The organism is Sphingomonas sp. PvP055 (assembly GCF_040546365.1).
Classification (GTDB): Bacteria; Pseudomonadota; Alphaproteobacteria; order Sphingomonadales; family Sphingomonadaceae; genus Sphingomonas; species Sphingomonas echinoides_A.
The window spans coordinates 155022-177500 of the sequence record NZ_JBEPNS010000001.1 but is presented as its reverse complement, the minus strand read 5'-3'; the positions used below and the strand labels follow the sequence as shown (position 1 = coordinate 177500).

20 protein-coding genes, 1 tRNA gene and 2 rRNA genes (1 of these 23 cut by a window edge) are annotated in these 22479 nt (G+C 66.9%); 7 read left to right on the top strand and 16 right to left on the bottom strand.

From position 1 onward, the window contains the following. From ABIC16_RS00830 to ABIC16_RS00810, 5 genes are all read left to right on the top strand, one after another. Positions 1-1818: ribosomal RNA gene (locus ABIC16_RS00830) — 23S ribosomal RNA — on the top strand (it extends 982 nt beyond the left edge of the window). 154 nt (positions 1819-1972) lie between these two features. Then, positions 1973-2087, top strand: a 5S ribosomal RNA gene (gene rrf, locus ABIC16_RS00825). 85 nt (positions 2088-2172) lie between these two features. Further along, positions 2173-2249, top strand: a tRNA-Met gene (locus ABIC16_RS00820). A gap of 288 nt (positions 2250-2537) precedes the next feature. Further along, positions 2538-3116, top strand: coding sequence for a GNAT family N-acetyltransferase (locus ABIC16_RS00815; RefSeq protein WP_354289701.1), 579 nt, complete (start codon positions 2538-2540; stop codon positions 3114-3116). A gap of 83 nt (positions 3117-3199) precedes the next feature. Then, positions 3200-4420, top strand: a complete 1221-nt coding sequence (locus tag ABIC16_RS00810) for an ROK family transcriptional regulator (protein ID WP_354289700.1) — start codon at positions 3200-3202, stop codon at positions 4418-4420. Positions 4421-4465: 45 nt separating this feature from the next. Here the strand turns inward: ABIC16_RS00810 and ABIC16_RS00805 are convergent, their stop codons facing one another. The 4 genes from ABIC16_RS00805 to ABIC16_RS00790 all read right to left on the bottom strand — a co-directional run bounded on the left by ABIC16_RS00805 (position 4466) and on the right by ABIC16_RS00790 (position 9288). Beyond that, on the bottom strand, positions 4466-6688 hold the full coding sequence (locus ABIC16_RS00805) for an ATP-binding protein (protein WP_354289699.1): 2223 nt from the start codon (positions 6686-6688) through the stop codon (positions 4466-4468). 237 nt (positions 6689-6925) lie between these two features. Then, complete coding sequence (locus tag ABIC16_RS00800) at positions 6926-7246, bottom strand: hypothetical protein (RefSeq protein WP_431358414.1); 321 nt, start codon at positions 7244-7246, stop codon at positions 6926-6928. Continuing rightward, positions 7236-7835 carry a 3'-5' exonuclease gene (locus ABIC16_RS00795; protein ID WP_354289698.1) on the bottom strand — a complete coding sequence of 200 codons (600 nt, stop codon included), beginning with the start codon at positions 7833-7835 and terminating at the stop codon, positions 7236-7238. Before ABIC16_RS00795 ends, ABIC16_RS00800 begins: the two co-directional genes overlap by 11 nt. Before the next feature lie 208 nt (positions 7836-8043). Then, positions 8044-9288 carry a YihY/virulence factor BrkB family protein gene (locus ABIC16_RS00790; RefSeq protein WP_354289697.1) on the bottom strand — a complete coding sequence of 415 codons (1245 nt, stop codon included), beginning with the start codon at positions 9286-9288 and terminating at the stop codon, positions 8044-8046. A gap of 175 nt (positions 9289-9463) precedes the next feature. Between ABIC16_RS00790 and ABIC16_RS00785 the strand changes: the two genes are divergently transcribed. Next, positions 9464-9952, top strand: coding sequence for a hypothetical protein (locus ABIC16_RS00785; protein ID WP_354289696.1), 489 nt, complete (start codon positions 9464-9466; stop codon positions 9950-9952). Between the two features lie 8 nt (positions 9953-9960). Here ABIC16_RS00785 and ABIC16_RS00780 read toward each other — a convergent pair whose 3' ends face one another. Next, positions 9961-11664, bottom strand: a complete 1704-nt coding sequence (locus ABIC16_RS00780) for a cation acetate symporter (RefSeq protein ID WP_354289695.1) — start codon at positions 11662-11664, stop codon at positions 9961-9963. After that, on the bottom strand, positions 11661-11987 hold the full coding sequence (locus tag ABIC16_RS00775; RefSeq protein ID WP_354289694.1) for a DUF485 domain-containing protein: 327 nt from the start codon (positions 11985-11987) through the stop codon (positions 11661-11663). The genes ABIC16_RS00780 and ABIC16_RS00775 overlap by 4 nt, the downstream gene beginning before the upstream one ends. Positions 11988-12158: 171 nt before the next feature. Between ABIC16_RS00775 and ABIC16_RS00770 the strand changes: the two genes are divergently transcribed. Beyond that, the gene (locus tag ABIC16_RS00770; RefSeq protein ID WP_354289693.1) at positions 12159-13457 is read left to right on the top strand and encodes a Xaa-Pro dipeptidase; all 1299 of its coding nucleotides are present in this window, start codon (positions 12159-12161) and stop codon (positions 13455-13457) included. A 111-nt stretch (positions 13458-13568) separates the two neighbouring features. Here the strand turns inward: ABIC16_RS00770 and ABIC16_RS00765 are convergent, their stop codons facing one another. The 10 genes from ABIC16_RS00765 to ABIC16_RS00720 are packed head-to-tail and all read right to left on the bottom strand — an operon-like array spanning position 13569 to position 22477. Then, the gene (locus tag ABIC16_RS00765; RefSeq protein ID WP_354289692.1) at positions 13569-14126 is read right to left on the bottom strand and encodes a histidine phosphatase family protein; all 558 of its coding nucleotides are present in this window, start codon (positions 14124-14126) and stop codon (positions 13569-13571) included. Further along, complete coding sequence (gene cobS / locus ABIC16_RS00760) at positions 14123-14887, bottom strand: adenosylcobinamide-GDP ribazoletransferase (RefSeq protein ID WP_354289691.1); 765 nt, start codon at positions 14885-14887, stop codon at positions 14123-14125. Before cobS ends, ABIC16_RS00765 begins: the two co-directional genes overlap by 4 nt. A gap of 1 nt (position 14888) precedes the next feature. Continuing rightward, positions 14889-15908 (bottom strand): nicotinate-nucleotide--dimethylbenzimidazole phosphoribosyltransferase, encoded by a 1020-nt coding sequence (gene cobT / locus ABIC16_RS00755; RefSeq protein WP_354289690.1) that lies wholly within the window; start codon positions 15906-15908, stop codon positions 14889-14891. Next, a complete protein-coding gene (locus ABIC16_RS00750) occupies positions 15905-17365 on the bottom strand; it encodes a cobyric acid synthase (protein ID WP_354292227.1) in 1461 nt (486 codons plus the stop codon). Before ABIC16_RS00750 ends, cobT begins: the two co-directional genes overlap by 4 nt. Beyond that, positions 17353-18264: an adenosylcobinamide-phosphate synthase CbiB gene (cbiB, locus tag ABIC16_RS00745; protein ID WP_354289689.1), complete on the bottom strand. Its 912-nt coding sequence runs from the start codon at positions 18262-18264 to the stop codon at positions 17353-17355. The genes ABIC16_RS00750 and cbiB overlap by 13 nt, the downstream gene beginning before the upstream one ends. Continuing rightward, positions 18261-19031, bottom strand: a complete 771-nt coding sequence (locus ABIC16_RS00740) for an ABC transporter ATP-binding protein (RefSeq protein ID WP_354289688.1) — start codon at positions 19029-19031, stop codon at positions 18261-18263. The genes cbiB and ABIC16_RS00740 overlap by 4 nt, the downstream gene beginning before the upstream one ends. Continuing rightward, a complete protein-coding gene (locus ABIC16_RS00735) occupies positions 19028-19990 on the bottom strand; it encodes a FecCD family ABC transporter permease (protein WP_354289687.1) in 963 nt (320 codons plus the stop codon). Before ABIC16_RS00735 ends, ABIC16_RS00740 begins: the two co-directional genes overlap by 4 nt. Beyond that, positions 19987-20796: an ABC transporter substrate-binding protein gene (locus ABIC16_RS00730; protein ID WP_354289686.1), complete on the bottom strand. Its 810-nt coding sequence runs from the start codon at positions 20794-20796 to the stop codon at positions 19987-19989. The genes ABIC16_RS00735 and ABIC16_RS00730 overlap by 4 nt, the downstream gene beginning before the upstream one ends. After that, entirely contained in the window at positions 20793-21407 is a 615-nt protein-coding gene (cobO, locus tag ABIC16_RS00725; protein ID WP_131530122.1) for a cob(I)yrinic acid a,c-diamide adenosyltransferase, read from the bottom strand. The genes ABIC16_RS00730 and cobO overlap by 4 nt, the downstream gene beginning before the upstream one ends. Beyond that, on the bottom strand, positions 21404-22477 hold the full coding sequence (locus ABIC16_RS00720; RefSeq protein ID WP_354289685.1) for an aminotransferase class I/II-fold pyridoxal phosphate-dependent enzyme: 1074 nt from the start codon (positions 22475-22477) through the stop codon (positions 21404-21406). The genes cobO and ABIC16_RS00720 overlap by 4 nt, the downstream gene beginning before the upstream one ends. Positions 22478-22479: the final 2 nt, after the last annotated feature.

Below are 22479 nucleotides of genomic sequence, written 5' to 3'. Positions count from 1 at the left end.
GGCGGGTGCTAAGGTCCGTCGTCAAAAGGGAAACAGCCCTGACCTACAGCTAAGGTCCCCAAGTCGTGTCTAAGTGGGAAAGCATGTGGAACTTCCAAAACAACCAGGAGGTTGGCTTAGAAGCAGCCATCCTTTAAAGAAAGCGTAACAGCTCACTGGTCTAATCAAGAGGTTCTGCGGCGAAGATGTAACGGGGCTCAAGACACGCACCGAAGCTTAGGGTGTGCCATTTATATGGTACGCGGTAGCGGAGCGTTCCGTAAGCCTGTGAAGCGATCTGGTAATGGGTCGTGGAGGTATCGGAAGTGCGAATGCAGACATGAGTAGCGATAAAAAGGGTGAGATGCCCTTTCGCCGAAAGACCAAGGGTTCCTGCGCAAGGCTAATCCGCGCAGGGTGAGCCGGCCCCTAAGACGAGCCCGAAGGGGGTAGTCGATGGGAACCACGTTAATATTCGTGGGCCTGGTGGTGTGTGACGGATCTCGTGTGTTGTCGTCCCTTATCGGATTGGGACGGCCTCGAAGAGGTCCCGGGAAATAGCCCCACCGTATAGACCGTACCCGAAACCGACACAGGTGGTCAGGTAGAGTATACCAAGGCGCTTGAGAGAAGTGTCCTGAAGGAACTCGGCAAATTGCCTCCGTACCTTCGGAAGAAGGAGGCCCAACATAGGCGCAAGCTCTTGTTGGGGGCACAGGCCAGGGGGTAGCGACTGTTTAGCAAAAACACAGGGCTCTGCTAAGTCGGCTTCAAGACGACGTATAGGGCCTGACGCCTGCCCGGTGCCTGAAGGTTAAGTGGAGGGGTGCAAGCTCTGAAATGAAGCCCAGGTAAACGGCGGCCGTAACTATAACGGTCCTAAGGTAGCGAAATTCCTTGTCGGGTAAGTTCCGACCTGCACGAATGGCGTAACGACTTCCCCACTGTCTCCAGGACATGCTCAGCGAAATTGAATTCCCCGTGAAGATGCGGGGTTCCCGCGGTTAGACGGAAAGACCCCGTGCACCTTTACTGCAGCTTCAGAGTGGCATTAGGAAGAAACTGTGTAGCATAGGTGGGAGGCTTTGAAGCGTTGGCGCCAGCTGACGTGGAGCCATAGGTGAAATACCACCCTGTTTGTTTCTGATGTCTAACCTCGATCCATGAAACTGGATCAGGGACCCTCTGTGGCGGGTAGTTTGACTGGGGCGGTCGCCTCCTAAAGAGTAACGGAGGCGCGCAATGGTGGGCTCAGGACGGTTGGAAACCGTCTGTTAGAGTGCAATGGCATAAGCCCGCCTGACTGCGAGACTGACAAGTCGAGCAGAGACGAAAGTCGGTCATAGTGATCCGGTGGTCCCTCGTGGAAGGGCCATCGCTCAACGGATAAAAGGTACGCCGGGGATAACAGGCTGATAACCCCCAAGAGCTCATATCGACGGGGTTGTTTGGCACCTCGATGTCGGCTCATCACATCCTGGGGCTGGAGCAGGTCCCAAGGGTTTGGCTGTTCGCCAATTAAAGTGGTACGTGAGCTGGGTTCAGAACGTCGCGAGACAGTTTGGTCCCTATCTGCCGTGGGCGTCGAAATTTGAGAGGAGTTGACCCTAGTACGAGAGGACCGGGTTGAACATACCTCTGGTGTACCTGTCGTTCTGCCAAGAGCGCAGCAGGGTAGCTATGTATGGACGGGATAACCGCTGAAAGCATCTAAGCGGGAAGCCTCCCTCGAGATAAGATTTCATAGAGCCGTCAGAGACCATGACGTTGATAGATCGGATGTAGAAGTGGAGTAATCCATGGAGCTAACCGATACTAATTGCTCTATTCGCGCTTGAGAGTCCCACCATCAATGACAATCCTGGGAAACCAGATGTCGCTGTATGGCGGATGATCAAATGCAACGCCTGATTAACAACTACCATCTTCAGACCTACGTAAAGCGTGCACCGATTTTAAGATACGAACCCTCCGCTGTTCACCGGCTCCATTGCTTGGTGGCTATAGCGTCAGTGCCCCACCCGATCCCATCCCGAACTCGGCCGTGAAACCTGACTGCGCCCATGGTACTATCACTTAAGTGATGGAAGAGTAGGTCGTCGCCAGGCATTGAAGCCGGTGAGCAGCAAGTTCGTCTCGTATCTAAAGAACCCATTCACATGTCATCTACCCTCGTTCCCTAAGCGGAACCGTCGCGGGGTGGAGCAGCCCGGTAGCTCGTCAGGCTCATAACCTGAAGGTCACAGGTTCAAATCCTGTCCCCGCAACCAAACACAACACACAGCCTCGAACGCATCCGCGTCCGGGGCCTTTTTGCGTTTGCTGTCGAAATGCGTCCGTTCGTGGTGAAATCGCCGCCAGTCTCAGGCCGTTTGCTGCCGATCGACGTCGCTTCGTCGCCCGAAAACCGCAGTTTCGGGCGCATCGAACGACGCAGGGGCGATTGCGGGAAGCGCTCGAGCATACACACTCCGGACTCCGCAATACGAATGCTCATCCTATAAGCAACACCGGGCTGTAGGACATCGTATTTGCATCCGTCCGCCAAAGGGGATCATATGAAACCGTTCGAAACAGAGCGCCTCCGCATCCGGAACTTCGAACCGCACGATGGGGCCGATCTCCTCGCCTATCTCCACCAACCGACTTCACACTGCTTCATGGCCCTGGCGCTGGCCGATCTTGACGCGGCACGGTCCGAGGCGCGCGCGCGGAGCAGCAGCGATGATTATCTGGCGATCTGCCTCAAGGATGGCGGGCGGGTGATCGGTGATGTCTTCGGGGTCGCGGAACCGTCGGACACGGTGGACCAGTCGGATACGGTTGCGGTCGGTTGGAACCTCAACCCGCACTTCGGCAAGGCCGGATATGCGATCGAGGCGGCGCGAGGGTTGTTTGCAGATCTGTTCTCGGTACGGAACGCGCGGCGCCTCTACGCCTATGTCGACGAGGGGAACGCCGCGTCCGAACGGCTGTGCGAGCGACTGGGGATGCGCCAGGAGGGCGTCTTTCGCGAGTATGTGTCGTTTGTGAACGACGCACACGGCAAGCCGGTTTTCGAAAACACCAAACAATATGCGATATTGCGGCATGAATGGACGCGTGGCGCTGACGCCAGCCGCACCCCCGCCCCATAAAAATGGAAGACGGTGACGGGAGATCAGAAGCTTTTGTCGACTTTCGTTCGGACTGCCGTGTAACGATAGGTCGGAAAGGCAGCATGATGATCGACGAACCGGTACGAGAAGCACGCGGGGCGCGATTGGCCGTCTCCTTGTCGGGGACCAATCTGGCCCGCGCGAGCGACTATAATCAGCGCGTCGTGCTCCAGGCGATCCGGACGAGCACCGAGACGACGCGGGTCGACTTGTCCCGGACGACCGGGCTCACGCCGCCGACGATCGCCAACATCACGCGCAAGTTGATGGACGCAGGTCTGGTCAAGGAAATCGGCCGGCTGCAGGGACCGCGGGGCCAGCCTGCGATCCGCCTGACGATCGAACCGTTGGGGTGCATCGCGATCGGTCTCAACATCGATCGCGATCATCTGACGCTGGTCGCGCTCGACCTTGCGGGGCACGTCCGCGCGCGGATCGCGCATACGGTGGCGTTCGCGCTGCCCGAGGATGTGGTCGATTTCGTGACCGGCGCGATCGGGCCGTTGCTGGCGAAGGCCAAGGTCAAACGCGATCGGGTGCTGGGGGTCGGCGTGGCGGTGCCCGACGACCTCGGGCGGATCGCGCTGCCGGGGCGCCCGCAGGCATATAGCCGATGGGCTGGTCTTTCGATCCCTGAGCTGCTCGCGACAGCTTTGCCCTGGCCGGTCCTGGTCGACAACGATGCCGCCGCGGCCGCGATCGGCGAGGCGCAGACCGGCGCGGGCCTTGCGCTGTCGAGCTTCTTCTACATCCTGATCAACTCGGGTCTGGGCGGCGGGTTGATGATCGACCGGCATTATGTCGAGGGGGCGAACCGGCGCAGCGCGGAACTCGGGCTGCTTCCCGACGCGACGAGCGCGGTTCCCGGCGCGGTGGTGCAGGATATCGTGTCGGTTTCCGCGCTGCTGCAGTATTTGGCCAATGCCGGGATCGACGGTGCCAGCCTGGGCAATATCGACGAAGCCGACCCTGCGGTTCGCGCCGTGCTCGACCATTGGGTCGAGCTCGCCGCGAAGGCGCTGGTCGCGCCGCTGGTCAACATCAATTGCCTGATCGACCCGCAAGCGATCATCGTGGGGGGGCGGCTGTCCGAGCCGCTGGTCGATGCGCTGATCGAACGGTTGCACGCGCATCTGGGGAACCTGCCGCTGCCCGCGATGGCGCCGATCGTGCGTGCCGGGCTGGGGGAGGATGCCCCCGTGATCGGGGCGGCGTTGCTCCCGTTCCTGGATCAACTCCTGCCGTCCGACGCGACCTTGATGCAGGTCGGTCGCGCGGCGTGACGCTACCCGGATGACTCGTTGCCGTGGTGTTCCGGTCCGGCGCGATCAACCGGTGGGACGGGGCACCTCGTCCGGGGCGTCGGCTGCCTTCGCGGCAGCATTCGCCGGGCCTGTCACGCGGCGGAAGGCCGTGCTCAGCGCATCGATCGAATAGGGTTTGCGCAGCAACTCGAATTCGCCCGCGCCGTCCTTCGACAAAATCTCGCTATAGCCGCTGGTCAGCAGGATCGGCATCGACGGATGCTGACGCCGGATCTCGCGGGCGAGGTCGATACCGTTCATCCCCGGCATCATCACATCCGAGAAGACGACGTCGAACCGCTCCTCCATCTCCGCCAACCGATCCAGCGCTTCGCGTGCATTGCGTGCGAGCACGATCCGGTGACCGAGATCGTGCAAGGCGCCCACCGCAAAGTCTCCGACTTCGGGATCGTCCTCGACGACGAGGATGTGGAGCGCCATTGCCGCTTCATGGTGGGTTTCATGCTTCGGCGCGACGGTCCGGGGCAGCGTGTGGTTGCGGGGCAGGAAGAGCGTGAAGGCCGCCCCGTTGCCGGGCTCGCTCGTCACGACCACTTCGCCGCCCGACTGTTTGGCAAAACCGAAGACTTGCGACAGACCCAGGCCAGTGCCGTGGCCAATCCCCTTGGAGGTGTAGAAAGGCTCGAAGATTCGATCGAGCAGATCGGGTTCGATCCCGGTCCCGGTATCGGCGATCGTGACCGAGACCCAATCGCCGAACCGCTCCTCATGCCCACGGATCGCGGGGATACGGTCGCCCGGAGCAACCGTGATGGTCAGGCGCCCCTCGCGGGCCATCGCATCGCGTGCATTGACCGCCATGTTGACGATCGCGGTTTCGAACTGGCTGACGTCGGCGTTGGCGAAGCACGGTACATCCGGAAGATGCAGGTCCACCGTGATGACCGCACCCGCCAGCATTTCCATCATGTCGTTCAGGCCCCGGATGGTGGCGCCGACATCGAAAATCTCGGGGGTCAGCGACGACCGCCGCGCGAAGGCGAGGAGCTGACTGGTCAGATTGGCCGCGCGATCGGAGGTTTCGGCGATCGCGGCGATATAACGGTCGCGGCGGCTTTCACTGAGATCGGGGCGCCGCAACAGCTCGGTCGACCCCCGGATGACGGTAAGGAGGTTGTTGAAGTCGTGCGCGATCCCGCCGGTCAACTGGCCGAGCGTCTCCATCTTCTGCGCCTGGCGCAATGCCTCGTGGACGCGAGTCAGTTCCTCGGTGCGCTCCGCCACGCGCCGCTCGAGCGTGCTGTTGACGACCTGCACCGCCGCGAACAGCCGCGCATTGTCGATCGCGATCGCCGCTTGGGCGGCAATCCCGCCGAGCAGGCGTTCGTGCCGTTCGGTGAAGCGCCCCGGCTCGGGATGCCCGAACAGCAATCCGCCGAGCACGTCGCCCGATCGCGAGACGACCGGTGCCGCGATGTAGCTGCGGACCGGCAAATGGCCGAGCGGCATGCCCAGCGAACCGTCCTGACCGTAACGCGGGTCGGCGACGATGTCGTCCGATCGAAAGACGCCTTCGTTCTGGAAGGTCGGCCGGAACACGGCGGTCGAGCGGGGGCGGCCCAGCTTCTCGAAGTCGGCGCGTTCCGCGCCCGACAGCGTGAAGAGGTGCAGGCGCTCCCCGGACTCGTCCATCACATTGTGGAAATACGCGCCGAAACGCGCCCCCGTCAGCGCGACGCCAGCGTCCGTCACCATCTGGACCAGCGTTTCCTGGTCGAGCTCGGCGACCAGCGCCGCCCCGGTGCGATTGAGCGTCTCGAGCGTCTCGGTTTCCGCGATCAGGTTGGTTTCCATCTCGACCGCGGTCGTCACCTCGATCACCGTCGCGAGCAGCCCTGCGGGAACGCCGTCGCCGTCCATCACCGGCGCGTAGCTCAGGTCGAAGAAGATCCGTTCCGGCCGACCGTTCCGGAACAGCGTGATCTCTTGCCGCGAAAAGGTGAGCGAGCGCCCTGCGAGACCCTGTTCGACGACCGCCGCATTGAATGCTGCCGCCTCCGGCCAGGCGTCGACGACGGGAAGACCCAGAATGGCGGGATGGCTGTTCCCGGCGATCTCGGCATAAAGCGCGTTGTAGAGCAGGATCCCGTCGCGACCCCACAGCACCGCCATCGGTAGCGGGGAGTTGAGCATGACCCCGGTGACGACCTGCAGCGGCATCGGCCATGTTTCCAGCGGACCGAGCGGGGTGCGGCTCCAGTCATGCGCCGCGATCAACGCCGCCATGCGGTCACCGCTACGAAGGGAACCCGGCAGGCCGTGCATTGAAAAGGGCTCCGCAAGAGGACGACGGGTGGGACGGGCAGACTTAACCAACGAACGTCGGCGAAGATGCACGTCAGCGGCCTCTAACATCTGCTTTTTACAGAAACCACCGCGAACCCTGCGTCGCGATTATGATGCGGGGTTCCGCGCAGCCCACCCAAGATCGATATGCCGTTGGACGGAACGCGCGGAGGACATCTATCCCAGCGCCGCGAACCAGTCCGCATAGGGCGTGGTGCGCGCCATGTGCCGGTTGAGATCGGGGGCGCCGTCGTCCCACCACACCGGGCCACGTTCGCCGAGTGACCGTTTGGCCTGGTCGACCCGCGCGCGTGCCGCGATTTCGGCGTCGCGGTCGTGCGATCGCAAAGCCGATCCGACGTCGCGACGGGCGGTCATCAGCGCGTCGACCAGCGCCTGACGATCGGTCTCCGAAAGCGCGGGATCGCTTTTGCGCCACAGCCGCCCGCGCACCACGAAATAGCGGCCATCGGGAGTCACGGGATAGTCAGCCGCCACCGCGAAGCTCGCTCGCCAGGGTGTTCGCCGCCTCGCGGACGGCAAGCCAGCGCGCGCGTTCGTCGATCGCATCTGAAAGCGCGCGATGGGCGGGGACATGATCGGGCGCGCGAACGTCGGTCAATGTCAGCAGGGTCTCGACCGTGGTGTCGAGCTCGGCTTCGGGCACCAGGCCGGACAGGATGGCGGTCGCGGTTTCGCGGTGTGCGTCGTCGCTGTCGCGCAGGCGCAGGCTGTGCCGGTCGATACCGGCGGCGCGCAACAGCGCGCTGAGCCATTTGCCGTCCCACGAGGGCGCGCTCGCGAGGAGATCGTGCCCCGCCAGATCCGCGACCATCCGCGCAGCGACAACGCCGTGCGGCGTGCCCTCCGCCAGCAAGGTCGCGTGCGGGATATGGTGGATCGCCTCGGCGGCGGGATCCCAGTCGGTCCATTCGGGGGCGGGCTTGATCAGATAGGTTTCCGATCGCCCATCCTCGAACACCCAGGCGACCTCGATCGGATAGCTTTTCTTGGCGAGCGACGAGGCTTCGAAATCGAGGAAGACCAGCATGGCATCCGAACGCAGGAGCGGGCGCAAACGTCGCATCGGCACGGTCCCTGAAAAGCGAAAGGCCGCCCCTTACGGGACGGCCTTTCCATTGTCTTGCCTGGTCGGCGGCTCAGATGAGCGCGGCCCCCGTGGTGGAAGCCAGACCCATGAGACGTGCCGCGAGCGGCATTGGACAATGAGACATTCGACCACCTCCTTTCAGTTGTTGACGATGACCAGCATGTGGGTGTGGCCATCGTAGCAATCAAGACCCGATTACAACATGTTGCGACGACTCGATCCGCTTGGGTCCGGCATCGGACGCGTGCCCCGCCACGTCTGTTCCGGGACGATCGCGCATGAGCCAAGCCAATGCCGCGCTCCCACCCAGCAGCAGTGCACCTTCCCAGCCCCGCCCACGCCGCAACAGCGTCAGACCGAGCGTCGCGGCGACCGATGTCTTCCAGCCGGCGCCCTGCGTCGCGATCCCCCCCGCGCCGATCAGGCCGACGGCCGTCGTGCGCGTGTCGCCGGAAGACGTGTCGCGCACAGCCGGCAGATGTGCGTGGCCATCCCCCGCGACATGGTCCGCGGCCCAGGCGCCGCGTTGCCCGAGCGGGGCAGCGGCGTGCGTCGTGTCCCGCGCGGTCTGGTGCTCGATCTCCGCGTTGAGTTCGGCGCCGAACAGCAGGATGTAGCTCGACAGATACAGCCACGTCAGCGTCACCACCACGGCGCCGAGCGAGCCGTAGGTCGCGTTGTAATTCCCGAATTGCGCGACGTAGAGGCCGAAGCCGATCGTCAGGATCAGCCACATCACCGCGGCGAACAGCGATCCCGGGGTCAGCCACATCCAGCGCGCATGCCGGCGCGACGGGCCGTAGCGGTAGAGGGCGGCCGCGGCGGTCGCGCCGACGATCAGCACGACGACGTAGACCGTGACCTTGCCCGCCACCACCGCGATCTCGGGTGCCCCCGGGAACAGCGCCTGCAGGTAGCCGAGCGCGGTGATTGCCACCATCGCGAGCATCGCGGCGACCACCGCGGCGGCGGTGATCCCGATCGCGAGGAGATTGACGCGGATGAACCCGCGCTTCTCCTCCTCTTCATACGCGACGTTGAGCGCGGTGATGATCGCCCCCGCGCCGTTGCGCGCGCCGAACAGCGCGAGTGCGAGCGCGAGCAGCAGGCCGAACCCCTTCTTGCCGTCCGATGCCTGCACCACCCCCATCAACTGTTCGCCGATCAACCGGGCGACGTCGGCGGGCATGACCGAGGTCAATTGCGTCATGTCGCGCATCACGGTCGCGGGGTCCGCCGCGAGGCCGTAGACCAGCACCGTCGCGCCGAGCAGCGGGACGAGCGCGAGGAAGCCGTAGAACGCGACGCCCGCCGCGATCAGCCCGATATTGTCCGTGCCGGTTTCGGCCCAGGTCCGTTTGAGAATGGCGATCCACGCCGCCCGCGGCATTTGCCACGGGCTTTCCGCCGTATGTCCGTAGTGATCCACTCACGCCCCGCTACTCGCCGCCACCCACCACAAGGCTTGGGATGTGAACCCCCCGATGCGGTCACCGTTCCACGACGCTGTACCGATCCGCCCGCTCGACTCTGGGAACGCCGGTGGCCAAACCCCGCCGTACGCCGTATTCCGCCTGGATCGATCCAAGGGGAACAGGCGCGTCGTGGGACAAAAGGCATCATGGCTCGCGCTGCTGCTCCTCGCCGGATGCGGTCCGCAGCGCACGCCCCCGGCCAAGCTGACGTTCGGTGGATTGCCCGTGCGCGGGAGTCTGGCGGATGCAAGTGCGGCGGGCTTTACCGACTGCGTTCAACCGGACTGGGACACAATGCGCTGCCGCCGGCACAAGGTGATGTTCGCGGGCGCCGGACCGTATGAAGCCGCGGTCGACCTCGTCGGTCACGATGGCAGCGGGGGCTTCGACCAGGTGATCCTGTGGCACACGCAGGATCAATATGCGGTCTACAAGATCACCGACGTGCTCGACCGGACGGGCTGGACCAATTGCAGCACCGGCGATGGCGAGCGCGGCGACCAGATCGTCTATTCGCGCGCCGGTGCGCCCGTGCGGATCTCGATGGACCTGAGCTATTGGGGCAAGCGCCGTGTCAGGCTGCTCCCGATCGGGAACACGCGCGAACGGCGCTGCTGAAACGTGTGCTAGTGATCAGCCGTGGCGTGGACGCCGATCCCCGTCTCCGAGCGCAACCGTTGCTCGGGATAGGCCGCCCGGTCGATCGCCGAGCGCGGTGAGCGGTCGAGCGTCGAGATCAGCCAGATCGCAAGGAATGCGGCCGGGACCGAGAACAAAGCGGGCGAGCTGTACGGGAAGATCGCAGCCTCGAAGTGGAACACCGCGACCCAGATCACCGGCGACAGCACGGTCAGCACGAACGCGCTGAGCAGCCCGATCGCGCCGCCCCAGGCAGCGCCCTTGGTGGTGCAGCCCTTCCACAGCAGCGACATTACCAGCACCGGGAAATTGCCCGAAGCCGCCAACGCGAAGGCGAGGCTGACCATGAACGCGACATTCTGCTTCTGGAACACGATGCCAAGGATGATCGCGGCAATCCCGAGCAGGATCGTCGTGATCCGCGACACGCGCAGTTCCTTGACCGGATCGGCATTCCCCTTGCGGATGACACTCGCGTAGACGTCATGCGAAATCGCGGATGCGGCCGACAAGGTCAGCCCCGCGACCACCGCGAGGATCGTCGCGAAGGCGACCGCCGAGATGAAGCCGAGGAACAGGTTTCCGCCGATCGCGTGCGCGAGATGCATCACCGCCATGTTGTTGCCGCCGCGCAGAGCGCCTGCCGCGTCGACATATTCCGGGTTGAACGAAATCATCACGATCGCGCCGAAGCCGAGGATGAAGGTCAGCGCGTAGAAATAGCCGATCCACACCGTCGCCCACAGGATCGACTTGCGCGCCTCGCGCGCGTCGGGGACGGTGAAGAAGCGCATCAGGATATGCGGCAGCCCCGCCGTGCCGAGCATCAGCGCGAAGCCGAACGACAAGGCCGAGATCGGATCCTTGATGAACCCGCCCGGCCCCATGATCGCGCGGCCCTTGGCGGCAGCGTCGGCAGGAGAAAGCCCGCTTTCGAGCGCCAGCCTAGTCTTGACCGCCACCGCCTTGGCGAACAGCGCCTCGAGCGAGAAGCCGACGCTGGACATCACGCCGAGCACCAGGAAGGTCGCGCCGCAGAGCAACATCACCGCCTTGATGATCTGCACCCAGGAGGTCGCGCGCATGCCGCCGAACAGGACATAGACCATCATCAACCCACCGACGACGATGATCGCGATGAGATAGGGCAGGCCGAACAGCAACTGGATCAACTGCCCCGCGCCGACCATCTGCGCGATCAGGTAGAAGGACACGACGAGCAACGTGCTGACCGCCGAGAAGCTGCGCACCGGCCCCTGCATGAAGCGGTACGACGCGACGTCGGCGAAGGTGAAGCGCCCGAGGTTGCGAAGTTTCTCCGCGACGAGGAACAGCACGATCGGCCAGCCGACGAGGAACCCGATCGCGTAGATCAGCCCGTCATAGCCATCGTTGAAGATCTGCGAGGTGATGCCGAGGAAGGACGCCGCCGAACAATAATCGCCCGCCATCGCGAGGCCGTTCTGGAAACCCGTGATCCCGCCGCCGGTGTAGAAATCCGACACGGTCCGCGTCCGCCGCGCCGCCGCGCCGGTGATCCACAAGGTGATCGCGACGAACCCACCGAACATCAGGATCGCGGTCCAGTTGGTCGGCTGGCGCGCGACCGCGCCCGCGATCGCCGCATTCGCGCCGGTCGCCCAGCCCAGCAGCGCGAGCAATCCGGCGCAGCGGAACAGGCTGGGCGTCATACGCCTGCGTCCGCGAGCAGTTCGGCAAGGCGGGCGTCGTAGCTCCCGTTCGCGCGCCACACATAGACCGCACAGATCGCGACCGTGCCGACCAGCATCGCCGCGCCGAGCACCACCGCGAGGCTGATCGTCCCGCCGCCGACTGGCTGCGCCATCAGCGGCTTATCGAACGCGATCAGCGAAATGAAGCTGCTGTAGACGACCACGGTAATCGCGGTGAGGATCCACGAGAACCGTTGCCGGTCGCGCACCAGCGCGACGTAGCGGGGGTCCGCGGCGATCCGCGCTTCGAGCGCGCTGGCGGTTTGGTTCGGGGCTGGCATGGCGGTATCATCGGGGAGGATGCCGCGGATGGCAACGTCCTGCGCACCGCTTTGATCGGCAGGCCTCTTGATCGTCGCGGCGGGTCATGGTCTGTGATGCCCCAGGCAGGGTTCTCCACCCGAAAGCCTCCGCCGATCCATAACCGTCTTCCGTCTGCACAAGGATGCCCGATGCGTTCAAAATCCTGCCTGTTCGTCTTGCTCGCTTCGGTAGCCACGGTCGCGGCGGTCCCTGCGTCGGCCAAGACGGTCGTCGTCACCGCGGCGCACATGCTCGACGTGCTCGGCGGCAAGCGCGTCGACGATGCGCAGATCACGGTGGTCGACGGGCGGATCACTGCCGTGGGCAAGCGCGGCGATGCGATTCCGGCGGGTGCGGAGCGGATCGACCTCGGCAACCGCACGGTGCTGCCCGGGCTGATCGACATGCACGTCCATCTGACCAGCGATCCCACGCTCAGCGGCTATCGCGGGCTCGAATTCACCGACAGTTACTGGACCGTGCTCGGCGTCGCCAATGCGCGCAAGACGCTCGACGCAGGCTTCACCACGGTGCGTAACGTCGGCTCCAGCGATTATGCCGACGTCGGGCTGAAGCAGGGGATCGAGCGCGGCGAGATCCCCGGGCCGCGGATCGTGCCTGCAACCTATGCGCTCGGCGTGACCGGCGGGCATTGCGATGCGACCGAATTCCCGCCGTCGATCACCACCGCCGCCCCGCAGATCGCCAACTCGCCCGAGGGGTTCCGCGCGGCGGTCCGCACGATCCGCAAATATGGCGCGCAGGTGGTCAAGGTCTGCATGACCGGGGGCGTGCTTTCCAAGGGCGATTCGGTCGGCGCGCAGCAACTGAGCTACGAGGAGATCAAGGCGATCGTCGACGAGGCAAAAATGCTGGGGATGCGCGTTGCGGTCCACGCGCATGGGACCGAGGGGATCAACGTCGCCTTGCGCGCCGGGGTCGACACGATCGAACATGCCAGCCTTGCCGATGCCACCTCGTTCAAGCTCGCCAAGGAACATGGCGCGTGGTTCGACATGGATATCTATGACGACGACTATATCCTCGCCGAAGGGGCGAAGAACGGCGTGTTCCAGGAGAGCCTCGACAAGGAACGCGCGGTCGGCCTCAAGCAGCGCCAGACCTTCCGCGCGGCGCATGCGGCGGGGGTGAAGATGCTGTTCGGGACCGATGCTGGGGTCTATCCCAACGGTAACAACGCGCTGCAATTCGCCAAGATGGTCGAATGGGGCATGACCCCGATGGAAGCGATCCAGTCCGCCACCAGCAGCGCCGCGCAAGCGCTCGACCGCACCGCCGACGTCGGCGCGATCGCGGTGGGGCGCTACGGCGATCTGGTCGCGGTGGATGGCGATCCGCTGGCGGATATCCGGACGCTGGAGCGGGTGGCGTTCGTGATGAAGGGCGGCGTTGTCGTGCGCGGGGGGAGTGTGTCAACGAAGGGCTGATCTTCTTAAGCCCCTCCCCTTCAGGGGAGGGGTTGGGGGTGGGGCAGTGTCTCGTAGAGAGCGCGTTCCTCTGGACTCCCCCACCCCAACCCCTCCCCTAAAGGGGAGGGGCTAAGCCGCGTCTCGCGACACCGCGACGACCTCCCCGCACGCCGGAATAAACCGCACCATCGTTTCCAGCGGCTCCCCCGCCTGCCACGTCCGCAGCGCCGCGATCGGGCCGCCGTGCGCGATCACCAGCGTCGTACCCGACGTCGGCAACCGCCCCCATGCCGCTTGCGCGCGCTCGGACAAGTCTTGCCCGGTCTCCCCGCCACCGGGGCGAAACCCCGTCGGATCGGTGACCATCCGGTCCATAAGATCCCCGGTTTCGCGCCAGATCGCGTGCCACGTCCGCCCCTCCCACGTGCCGAAGTCGCGTTCCAGCCATCCGCTATCCTCGCGAACGGGGATATCGCGACCCCGCGCGATCATCTCAGCCAGCCGCTGCGTGCGCAGCGCGCCCGAATGGATGATCGCCTCGATCGGGTGCCCCGCCAGTTCCCCGACCAGTGCGCGCGCCATCGCGGTGCCCGCGCGGCTCCACCCCATGTCGGACCGTCCATAGCAGCGCTTGCGCCATGCGAGCGTGACGGGCGGATGCCGCAGCAGCAGCACCGATGCGCTCACGCCGCCACCGCAAGCAGGACGACGAGCTGCCCCACACAGGCCGCGAACCCGAGGCAATCCCCGGTACTCCCGCCGATCCGCCGCCGCAGGAACCGCGCGAGCCACCACAGGAATACTTGGCCGACGAACAGGCTCGCCGTGACCGGAACGAGGTGCGACACCGCCAGCGGTACGATCCCCGGCAGCGCCAGCACGATGGCGAGCGCTACCCGACGCGGAGGCACCAGCCCGGCGCGCACCGCCATGCCGTCGCTGCGCACCGGCGCGACGACCCCTGCGAGCAGCACCGCCCACAGCCGTCCCATCGTCGCCGCCGCCACGATCGCCACGACCGCGACCGGCGCGGGCAGCACCACCATCACCGCCAGCCGCAACCCCACCGACAGCCCGAGCCCGAGCGTGCCGTAAGTGCCGATCCGACTGTCCTTCATGATCCTGAGCGCAGTCTCACCCTGCGCGGTGCCGCCGAACGCATCGCAGAAATCGGCGACCGCATCCTCATGGAACGCGCCGGTCAGCAGTCCCTCGACCATCAGTGCGAGGATCGCCGCGACCAGCGGCGGCCACACCGCCCCCGCGCCCACGAACACCCCCGCCGTCACCAGACCGATCAGCGTCCCCACGATCGGCAACCACGCCATCGCGCGCGCGAGCCCATCCGCCGCCTGCTCCGCCGAAATCCGCGCCAGCACCGGCACCGGCAGCCGCGTCAGGAATTGCAGCGCGAGCAACGGCGGGGCCCAAAGAGGTGCGCGCGTCATGTCAGTCCGCCCGGTCCGCGCCGATCGCGTCGAGCCGCGCGACGTCGGTGAGCAGCGCGGCGGCGGCATCGAGCAACGGCAGCGCGACCAGCGCGCCGCTCGCCTCGCCCAGCCGCATTTCCCATTCGAGGATCGGCCCCAGCCCGAGTGCTGCAAGCGCGGCGGCGTGCCCCGGTTCGGCCGAGCGATGCCCCGCGATCATGCTGCGCACCGTGCCCGGCGCAAGCCGCTCGGCGATTAGCGCGGCGGCGGTGGCGACATAGCCATCGAGCAGGAGCGTGCAGCCGAGTGCGCCGCCGCGCGCGTAAAACCCCGCCATCGCGGCGATCTCATAGCCACACACGTCGGCGATCGCGCCGGTCGCGTCGGTGTCGATGCGCGCACGCGCGCGCGCCACTGCGGTGGTCACGACCCGCGCCTTGATCGCGCGCGTCGCATCGTCCGCTCCGGCACCCCGCCCGACCGCGGCAGCGCCGTCGAGCCCGGTCAGCAGCGCCGTCAGACATGCGGCGGTGGTGGTGTTGCCGATCCCCATCTCGCCCGCGATCAGCAGCGCGGCCCCTTCCGCAACCGCGTGGTCCGCTTCGTCCGCACCGACCTGCCACGCGGCATCGAACTGCGCGCGCGTCAGGGCGGGGCCGTGCGCGAGGCTCGCGCTGCCGTCGCCGATCCGGGCATCGCGGAAGAAGGCGGGCGGATCGACCGGGCGCGGCCCCGCGACGCCGACATCGACCAATCGCAGCGGGCAATCGTTCGCAGCGGCCAGCGCGCTGCTCGTCGCCGCGCCCGCGAGGATCGTGCCGACCATCATCCCCGTCACCGCCGAAGGCCAGGCCGACACGCCGTCCGCGACGCAGCCGTGGTCGCCCGCGAACAGCACGACGCGGCGGGGGCGGGTGCGCGGATCGATCCGCCCCTGCGTCAGCGCGAGTGCAACCGCGATCTCCTCCAGCCGCCCGAGGCTGCGGCGCGGCTTGGCGAGCGCGTCGAGATGCGCCCAGACGGTGTGTTCGTCGATCATCCGGCGTCCTTTGCGATGGTGAGCAGCGCGTCGACGTCGACCACGCGTTCGAGCTCCACGGCGATCGCGTCGAGCGCGGCGTCGATCGTCTCGCGCCGGTCGAGCCCGTCCGACACTGCGCCGAGGCTCGCGACGAGCCACGCGCGGGCTTCCGGCTGATCGAACAGGCCGTGGACGTAGCAGCCGCCGATCTGCCCGTCGCGCGCAGTCGTCCCGTCATGTGCCCCGTCGTCGAAGCGCAGCAGCGGCGGTGCCGACGGATCCACGGTCGTGACGCCTGCGTGAATTTCGTACCCGGTGAAGCGCGCATCCGCGTCCGCGAACCGCCCGCTGATCGGGCGGGTGCGCTTGTCGGCATGGATCACCGTGTCGATCGGCAGCAGGCCCAATCCCGCCACCGAACCGGCTTCGCCCTCGATCCCGTCGGGGTCGGCGATCGTGTTCCCCAACATCTGATACCCCCCGCAAATCCCGAGCACCCGACCGCCGCGGCGGACATGCGCGGCGAGATCCATGTCCCACCCCTGCGCGCGTAGGAAGGCGAGGTCGGGAATCGTCGCCTTGGTCCCGGGCAGAATGACCAGCGCTGCGTCGCCGGGCAGCGGTTGCCCCGGCGGGATCATCGCGAGCCGGACGCCGGGTTCGTGCGCGAGCGCGTCGAAATCATCGAAATTGGCGATCCGCGACAGCATCGGCACCACGATCAGCGGACCCGCGCCGTCACCCGTATCGCGCCCGAGCGCGACCGCATCCTCCGCCGGTAGCCGCGCCGCGTCCGCCAGCCACGGCACGACGCCGAGGCTGCGCCAGCCAGTGCGCTCCACGATCGCGGCGAGGCCGTCGTCGAACAGCGACACATCGCCGCGGAACTTGTTGATCAGGAACCCGCGGATCATCGCGGCATCAGCGGGGTCGATCACCGCCTGCGTGCCGACCAGCGCCGCGATCACGCCGCCGCGATCGATATCGCCGACCAGCACGACCGGCACGTTTGCCGCGCGCGCGAACCCCATGTTGGCGATGTCGCCGTGGCGCAGGTTGATCTCGGCGGGAGAGCCCGCGCCCTCGACCACGACGATATCGGCGTCTGCGTTGAGCCGGTGATAGGCGGCAAGCACCTCTGGCAATAGCTCGGGTTTGCGCCGCCAGTAATCGCCTGCGCGCATCGTCCCCTGCGCCTTGCCGCGCACGACCAGTTGCGAGGTCCGATCGCTTTGCGGCTTGAGCAGGACCGGGTTCATGTCGACGCTCGCCGGAATCCGTGCGGCAATCGCCTGCAACGCCTGCGCGCGGCCGATTTCGCCGCCATCGGCGGTGACGGCGGCGTTGTTCGACATGTTCTGCGGCTTGAACGGCGCGACCCGCAGCCCGCGATTGGCGAATACGCGACACAACCCCGCGACCAGCACCGACTTGCCGACGTCCGACCCAGTCCCCTGCAACATCACGCCAGCCATGCGATCCCCCCGACGATCAGCCATAGCAGCACGCACGCGACCCGGTAGATCCGCAACGCGCGCGCCAGATCCTGCGCACCGGGGCGGGAGCCGCGCCCGAGGATCGCGCGCATCGCGGGCTCGCGATCATAGCTGACCGGGCCGCCCAGCGTGCACGATAGCGCGCCCGCCATCGCGGCTTCGGGCCAGCCGCCATTGGGCGAGGCATGGTGCCGCGCATCGCGCAGCATCGTGCGCCAGCCGCCGCGCCCCGCCAGGCAAAGCAGCACACCCGACAGGCGCGCGGGTAACCAGTTCACGCCATCGTCCGCGCGCGCCGCCGCCCAGCCGAACCAGAGGTGACGCGGCGTGCGGTGGCCGATCATCGAATCCGCGGTGTTGATCGCCTTGGCCGCGAACAGGCCGGGCAAGCCCAGGAGCAGGAACCAGAAGGCGGGCGCGACGACGCCGTCGCAGAAACTCTCGGCGAGGCTCTCGATCGCGGCGGTGGCGACGCCCGCTTCGTCGAGCGTATCGGTGTCGCGGCCCACGATCATCGCGACCGCATTCCGCGCCCCCGGCAGATCCCCCGCAGCCAACGGTCGCAGCACAGCACGAACGTGATCGTCGAGACTGCGCTGCGCGAGGCCTGTCGTGCCAACGAGCACGACGACCGCCAGCCCCCAGCCATGGCCCGCGACCCGCTCGGTCCCGCCGCCGAGGATCGCCGACGCCCCGATCAAGACGCCGAGCAACGCGATCCCGCCGAGCCGCTGCCGCATCGCGTCGCCGCGGTTCCAGCGCCGCTCGACCGCGTCGATCAGCGCCCCCACCGCCATCACCGGATGCCACCAGCCGCTCGGATAGCCGAGCGCGGCTTCCGCCATCAGCATCGGGAGCAGCAGCGCGGCATGATTCACCGCGCGATCGGCAGGATGAAGCGGTGGCCCGCGGGCGTACGCCCGATCTCGACGTCGACGCCGTACGCCTCGGCGATCAGCGGCGCGGTCAGCACGGCGTCGGCAGGCCCGGCGGCGACGACCTTGCCGCCCCGCAGCAGCACCGCATCGTCGGCGACGCGCGCCGCCAGATGCAAGTCGTGGAGCACCAGCACGACCCCGCTCCCCGCATCGGCGATGCTGCGCAACCGGGCGAGCACGTCGAGCTGGTGCCCGGGATCGAGGCTCGCGAGCGGTTCGTCGGCGAGCAGCCATTCCGGCTCCCCCGCCAGAACGCGCGCGAGCAACGCACGACCGCGTTCGCCGCCCGAGAGATGCTCGACCCCCTGGTCGGCGAGCCCGGTCATGTCGGTCGCGGCCAGTGCGCGCGCGACCGCGTCGCGGTCCGCCGCGGTCTCTCCCCAGCGCCCGCGATGCGGGAGGCGGCCAAGCCCCACCAGCGTCGCGACGTCGATGTTCCAGTGCACGTCGGCGGCTTGCGGCAGCAGCCCGATCGCGCGCGCGCGTACCCGCCGGTCGATCCGTTGCACGTCCTGCCCGTCGAGCGTTGCAGCACCATCGTCGGGCTTGCGCAACGCCGCGAGGCAATCGAGCAGCGTGCTCTTGCCCGCGCCGTTCGGCCCGAGCAGCGCGGTCACGCGGCCACGGCGGAACATGTGGCTGACCGAATCGAGGATGCGCTTGCCATCCAGCGACAGGCCGATGTTTTCAGCGGCGAGCACGCTCATGCAAGCCTCCGGCGCATGCGGATCAGCAAATACAGGAAGAACGGCCCGCCCAGCATCGACATCGCGATCCCCAGCCGCAACTCGCTCACCGTCGGCGCGAGCCGGACGAGGCTGTCCGCCACCGTCAGCAGCACCGCCCCGCCGAGCGCGGAGGGGAGCAGGATCGCGGACGGCCTGTTCCCCGCGAACGGGCGCACCATATGCGGCACGATCAGCCCGACGAACCCGATGATCCCCGCCGACGCCACCGCCGCGCCGACGCACAAGGCGGTCCCCGCGATCACGACGAGCTGCAGCCGCCCCGGATCGACCCCGACCGACCTTGCCGCCTGTTCACCCAGCGTCAGCGCATCGAGCGACCGCGCGGTGGTCGCGAGCAGCGCCGCGCCCACGACGATCAGCGGCAACGCAACTTTGACGTCGTCCCAGCTGCGATCGGTCAGCGCGCCCATCAGCCACGTCACGATCTGCGACGTGACGAACGGCGTCGGCGCAAGGCTGATCGCGAGCGCGGTGAGCGATCCGGTGATGCTCGTCAGGATCATCCCAGCGAGCGTGAACAGGATCAGGCTCCCCGATCGCCCCGCGATCAGCGCGAGCAGCGCCATCGTGACACCCGCCCCGGCGAGCGCGAACGCGGGGAGCAACCACAATTGCACCGCATAGCCGAAATAGAGCGACACGACCGCGCCGAATGCCGCGCCCGACGACACCCCGAACAGTCCGGGATCGGCGAGCGGATTGCGCAGATACCCCTGCATCACCGCCCCCGACAGCCCGAGCGCACCCCCCACCAGCAAAGCGAGCAAGGTGCGCGGCAGCCGCAGCTCGACGATGATGATCGAACGCGGATCGGCGGCGGTCCACGCATCGAGCGGGACCCAGATCTTGCCCGAGGCGACCGACAGGCCCGCCGCGAGCACGAGGGCTATCAGCAGCCAGAGCGTGAGCCGGGTCATGCCGCGAACCCGCTACGCACTTGCCGCAAGCGTGCCATCGCATCGATGATCGTCGGCCCGCCGCAGTTCATCAGCCGGGTCGGGTAGGGCGCGACCGCGATATGATGCGCCAGCCGCCGCACCGCCGGATGCGACGTCACCCGATCCTCGCCGGTTTCGGCGGCGGCGGTCGACAGCAGCACGCGCGGGGGTTTTGCGATGAGATATTCGAGCGGCAGCACGTCCCATTTCTTGAGGCCATAGGCAGCACTCATGTTGCGGAACCCACCGCGCCGAAGCAATTCGTCGGGGAGCGTGCCGCTGCCGGGGACGAGGCCACCCGACTGCCAGATCAACGCCGATACCGGCGTGGCGCGCGATGGCGTTGCCGCCGCCGCGATCCGCGCGGCCAGCGCCGCGCCACGCTCGGGATGCCGCACGGCGGCGGCGATGTCGCGCACCTGCGTGATGCTCTCCGCCACGCTCTCGGGCACCTTATATTGCACCAGCGTGATGTGCAGCCGCTTGAGCGCGGCGACGGTCGCGGGCTCGGTATGCGGGCCGGTCAGCACCATGTCGGGGCGGAGCGCGACGACCTCTTCCGCGGTCCCCGAGGTCGCATGGAAGCGATTGGCGATGCCGAGCGGGATCGAGGTCGCGCGCGGGTCCTGCGAATAATGGCTGATCCCCGCGATTTGCGCGGGGTCGGCGACGCGCACCAGCACCGCGTCGATACACGGGTTGATCGACACGATCCGCGGCGGGCGCACCGGCGCGGCGGAGGTCAGCAGCGCCGCCGCAATAGGCAGAGCGAGCAGTCGGATCAAAACTCGACGCCCTTCTGCGCCTTGAACCCGGCGTTATACGGGTGCTTCACTTCGGTGAAATCGGTGACGAGGTCGGCGATCTCGAGCAATTCGGGTTTTGCGCCGCGCCCGGTGATGCAGATGTGCTTGGTCAGCGGGCGATCCTTGAGGAAGGCGACGATCTCGGCGATCGGCAGCGTATCGTCGCGCAGCACAATGTTGAGTTCGTCGAGGATCACGAATTCGATTGCGGGATCGAGGATCATCGCTTTCGACCGCTCCCATGCGGCGCGCGCGGCGGCGATGTCGAGTTCGCGGTCCTGCGTGTCCCAGGTGAAGCCTTCGCCCATCACCTCGAACGTCGCGAGATCCGGATAGGCTTCGAAGAAGTTGCGCTCGCCCGTTTCCCACTTGCCTTTCACATATTGCAGGATCGCGACCTTCATCCCCCAGCCGATGCTGCGGATCGCCATGCCGAAGGCGGACGAGGACTTGCCCTTGCCGTTGCCGGTGTGGACGATCAGCAACCCGCGTTCGAGCGTGCGGCGCGCCTGCATCCGCTCGCGCGCCGCCGCGATGCGCTTGCTGCGCGCATTGTGGCGGGCGAAATCTTCGGGGGTTTCGGTCGTCATCGGGGGAACTCCTCGAGCGCGGTGGCGAGACGGACGAGACCTGCCGCACCGCGCGGCAGGCCGATGCGCAGCCGGTCGGGCTGGTCGGCGAAGGGACGGGTCAGGATGGCATGATGCGCGAGCGTTTCGAACAGCTTTGTCGCACCGTCGCATGCAATCAGCCGGAACAGCGGCGCGTGGCCGACGACGTCGAGGCCCGCATCGCGCAGCACTTCGTCGAGCAAGCCGCCCGTCTCGGTGATGCGCGCCTGTTGTGCGCGGTGCCAGTGCTGGTCGCGATACGCCGCGGTGCCGATCGCGACCGCCGCGGACGACACCGGCCAGTCGCCGAGCAATGCGCGCAGTCGCGGCGCAAGATCGGTTCCTGCGATGACGAACCCGAGGCGAAGCCCGGGCAGGCCGTAGAATTTCCCGAACGAGCGCAACACGATCAGCCGATCGCCCGCCTCCGGGCAGAGGCCGGGCGCGGGGTCGGCATAGGCTTCGTCCACCACCACGGTCATCCTTTGCGCGAGGGTGCGAAGCAGCGCGGGATCGGTGACGCGTCCATCCGGGTTGGCCGGGCTGGCGAGGACGAGCAGGTCGGCGCCTCCCATGCCACCGTGCTCCTGCGCAGGCAGGAGCCCAGAGTTACGCGCGTTCGGTGCGGTACCCTGGGCCCCCGCCTGCGCGGGGGAATCGCTCGTTTGTAGGGCCGTGACAGCTTCCGGTGCCACGGCAACCGCGTCAGGCCATGCCGCGAGATGCCCGGCATAGCCCGGCCGCACCACGCACGGTCGCCGCGCAGCGATCACCAGCGCAAGCAGCCGCATTGCGAGGTCGCTCCCCGGCACCGCGATGACCCGCGCCGGATCCGCCACGCCGAACGCCTCCGCCGCGGCGGCCTCGAGCCCTGCGATCGCGCCCGGTTCGGGGAGCTGCTCCCACCCGAGCGGCACGCCTGCGACCGGCCACGCCCAGGGCGCGATCCCGGTCGACAGGTCGATCCAGTCATCCCCGCCGAACATCGCACGCGCGGCGTCCACGCGCCCGCCGTGCGCGTGGAACAGGGCAAGATCGCGTGCGCGCAACG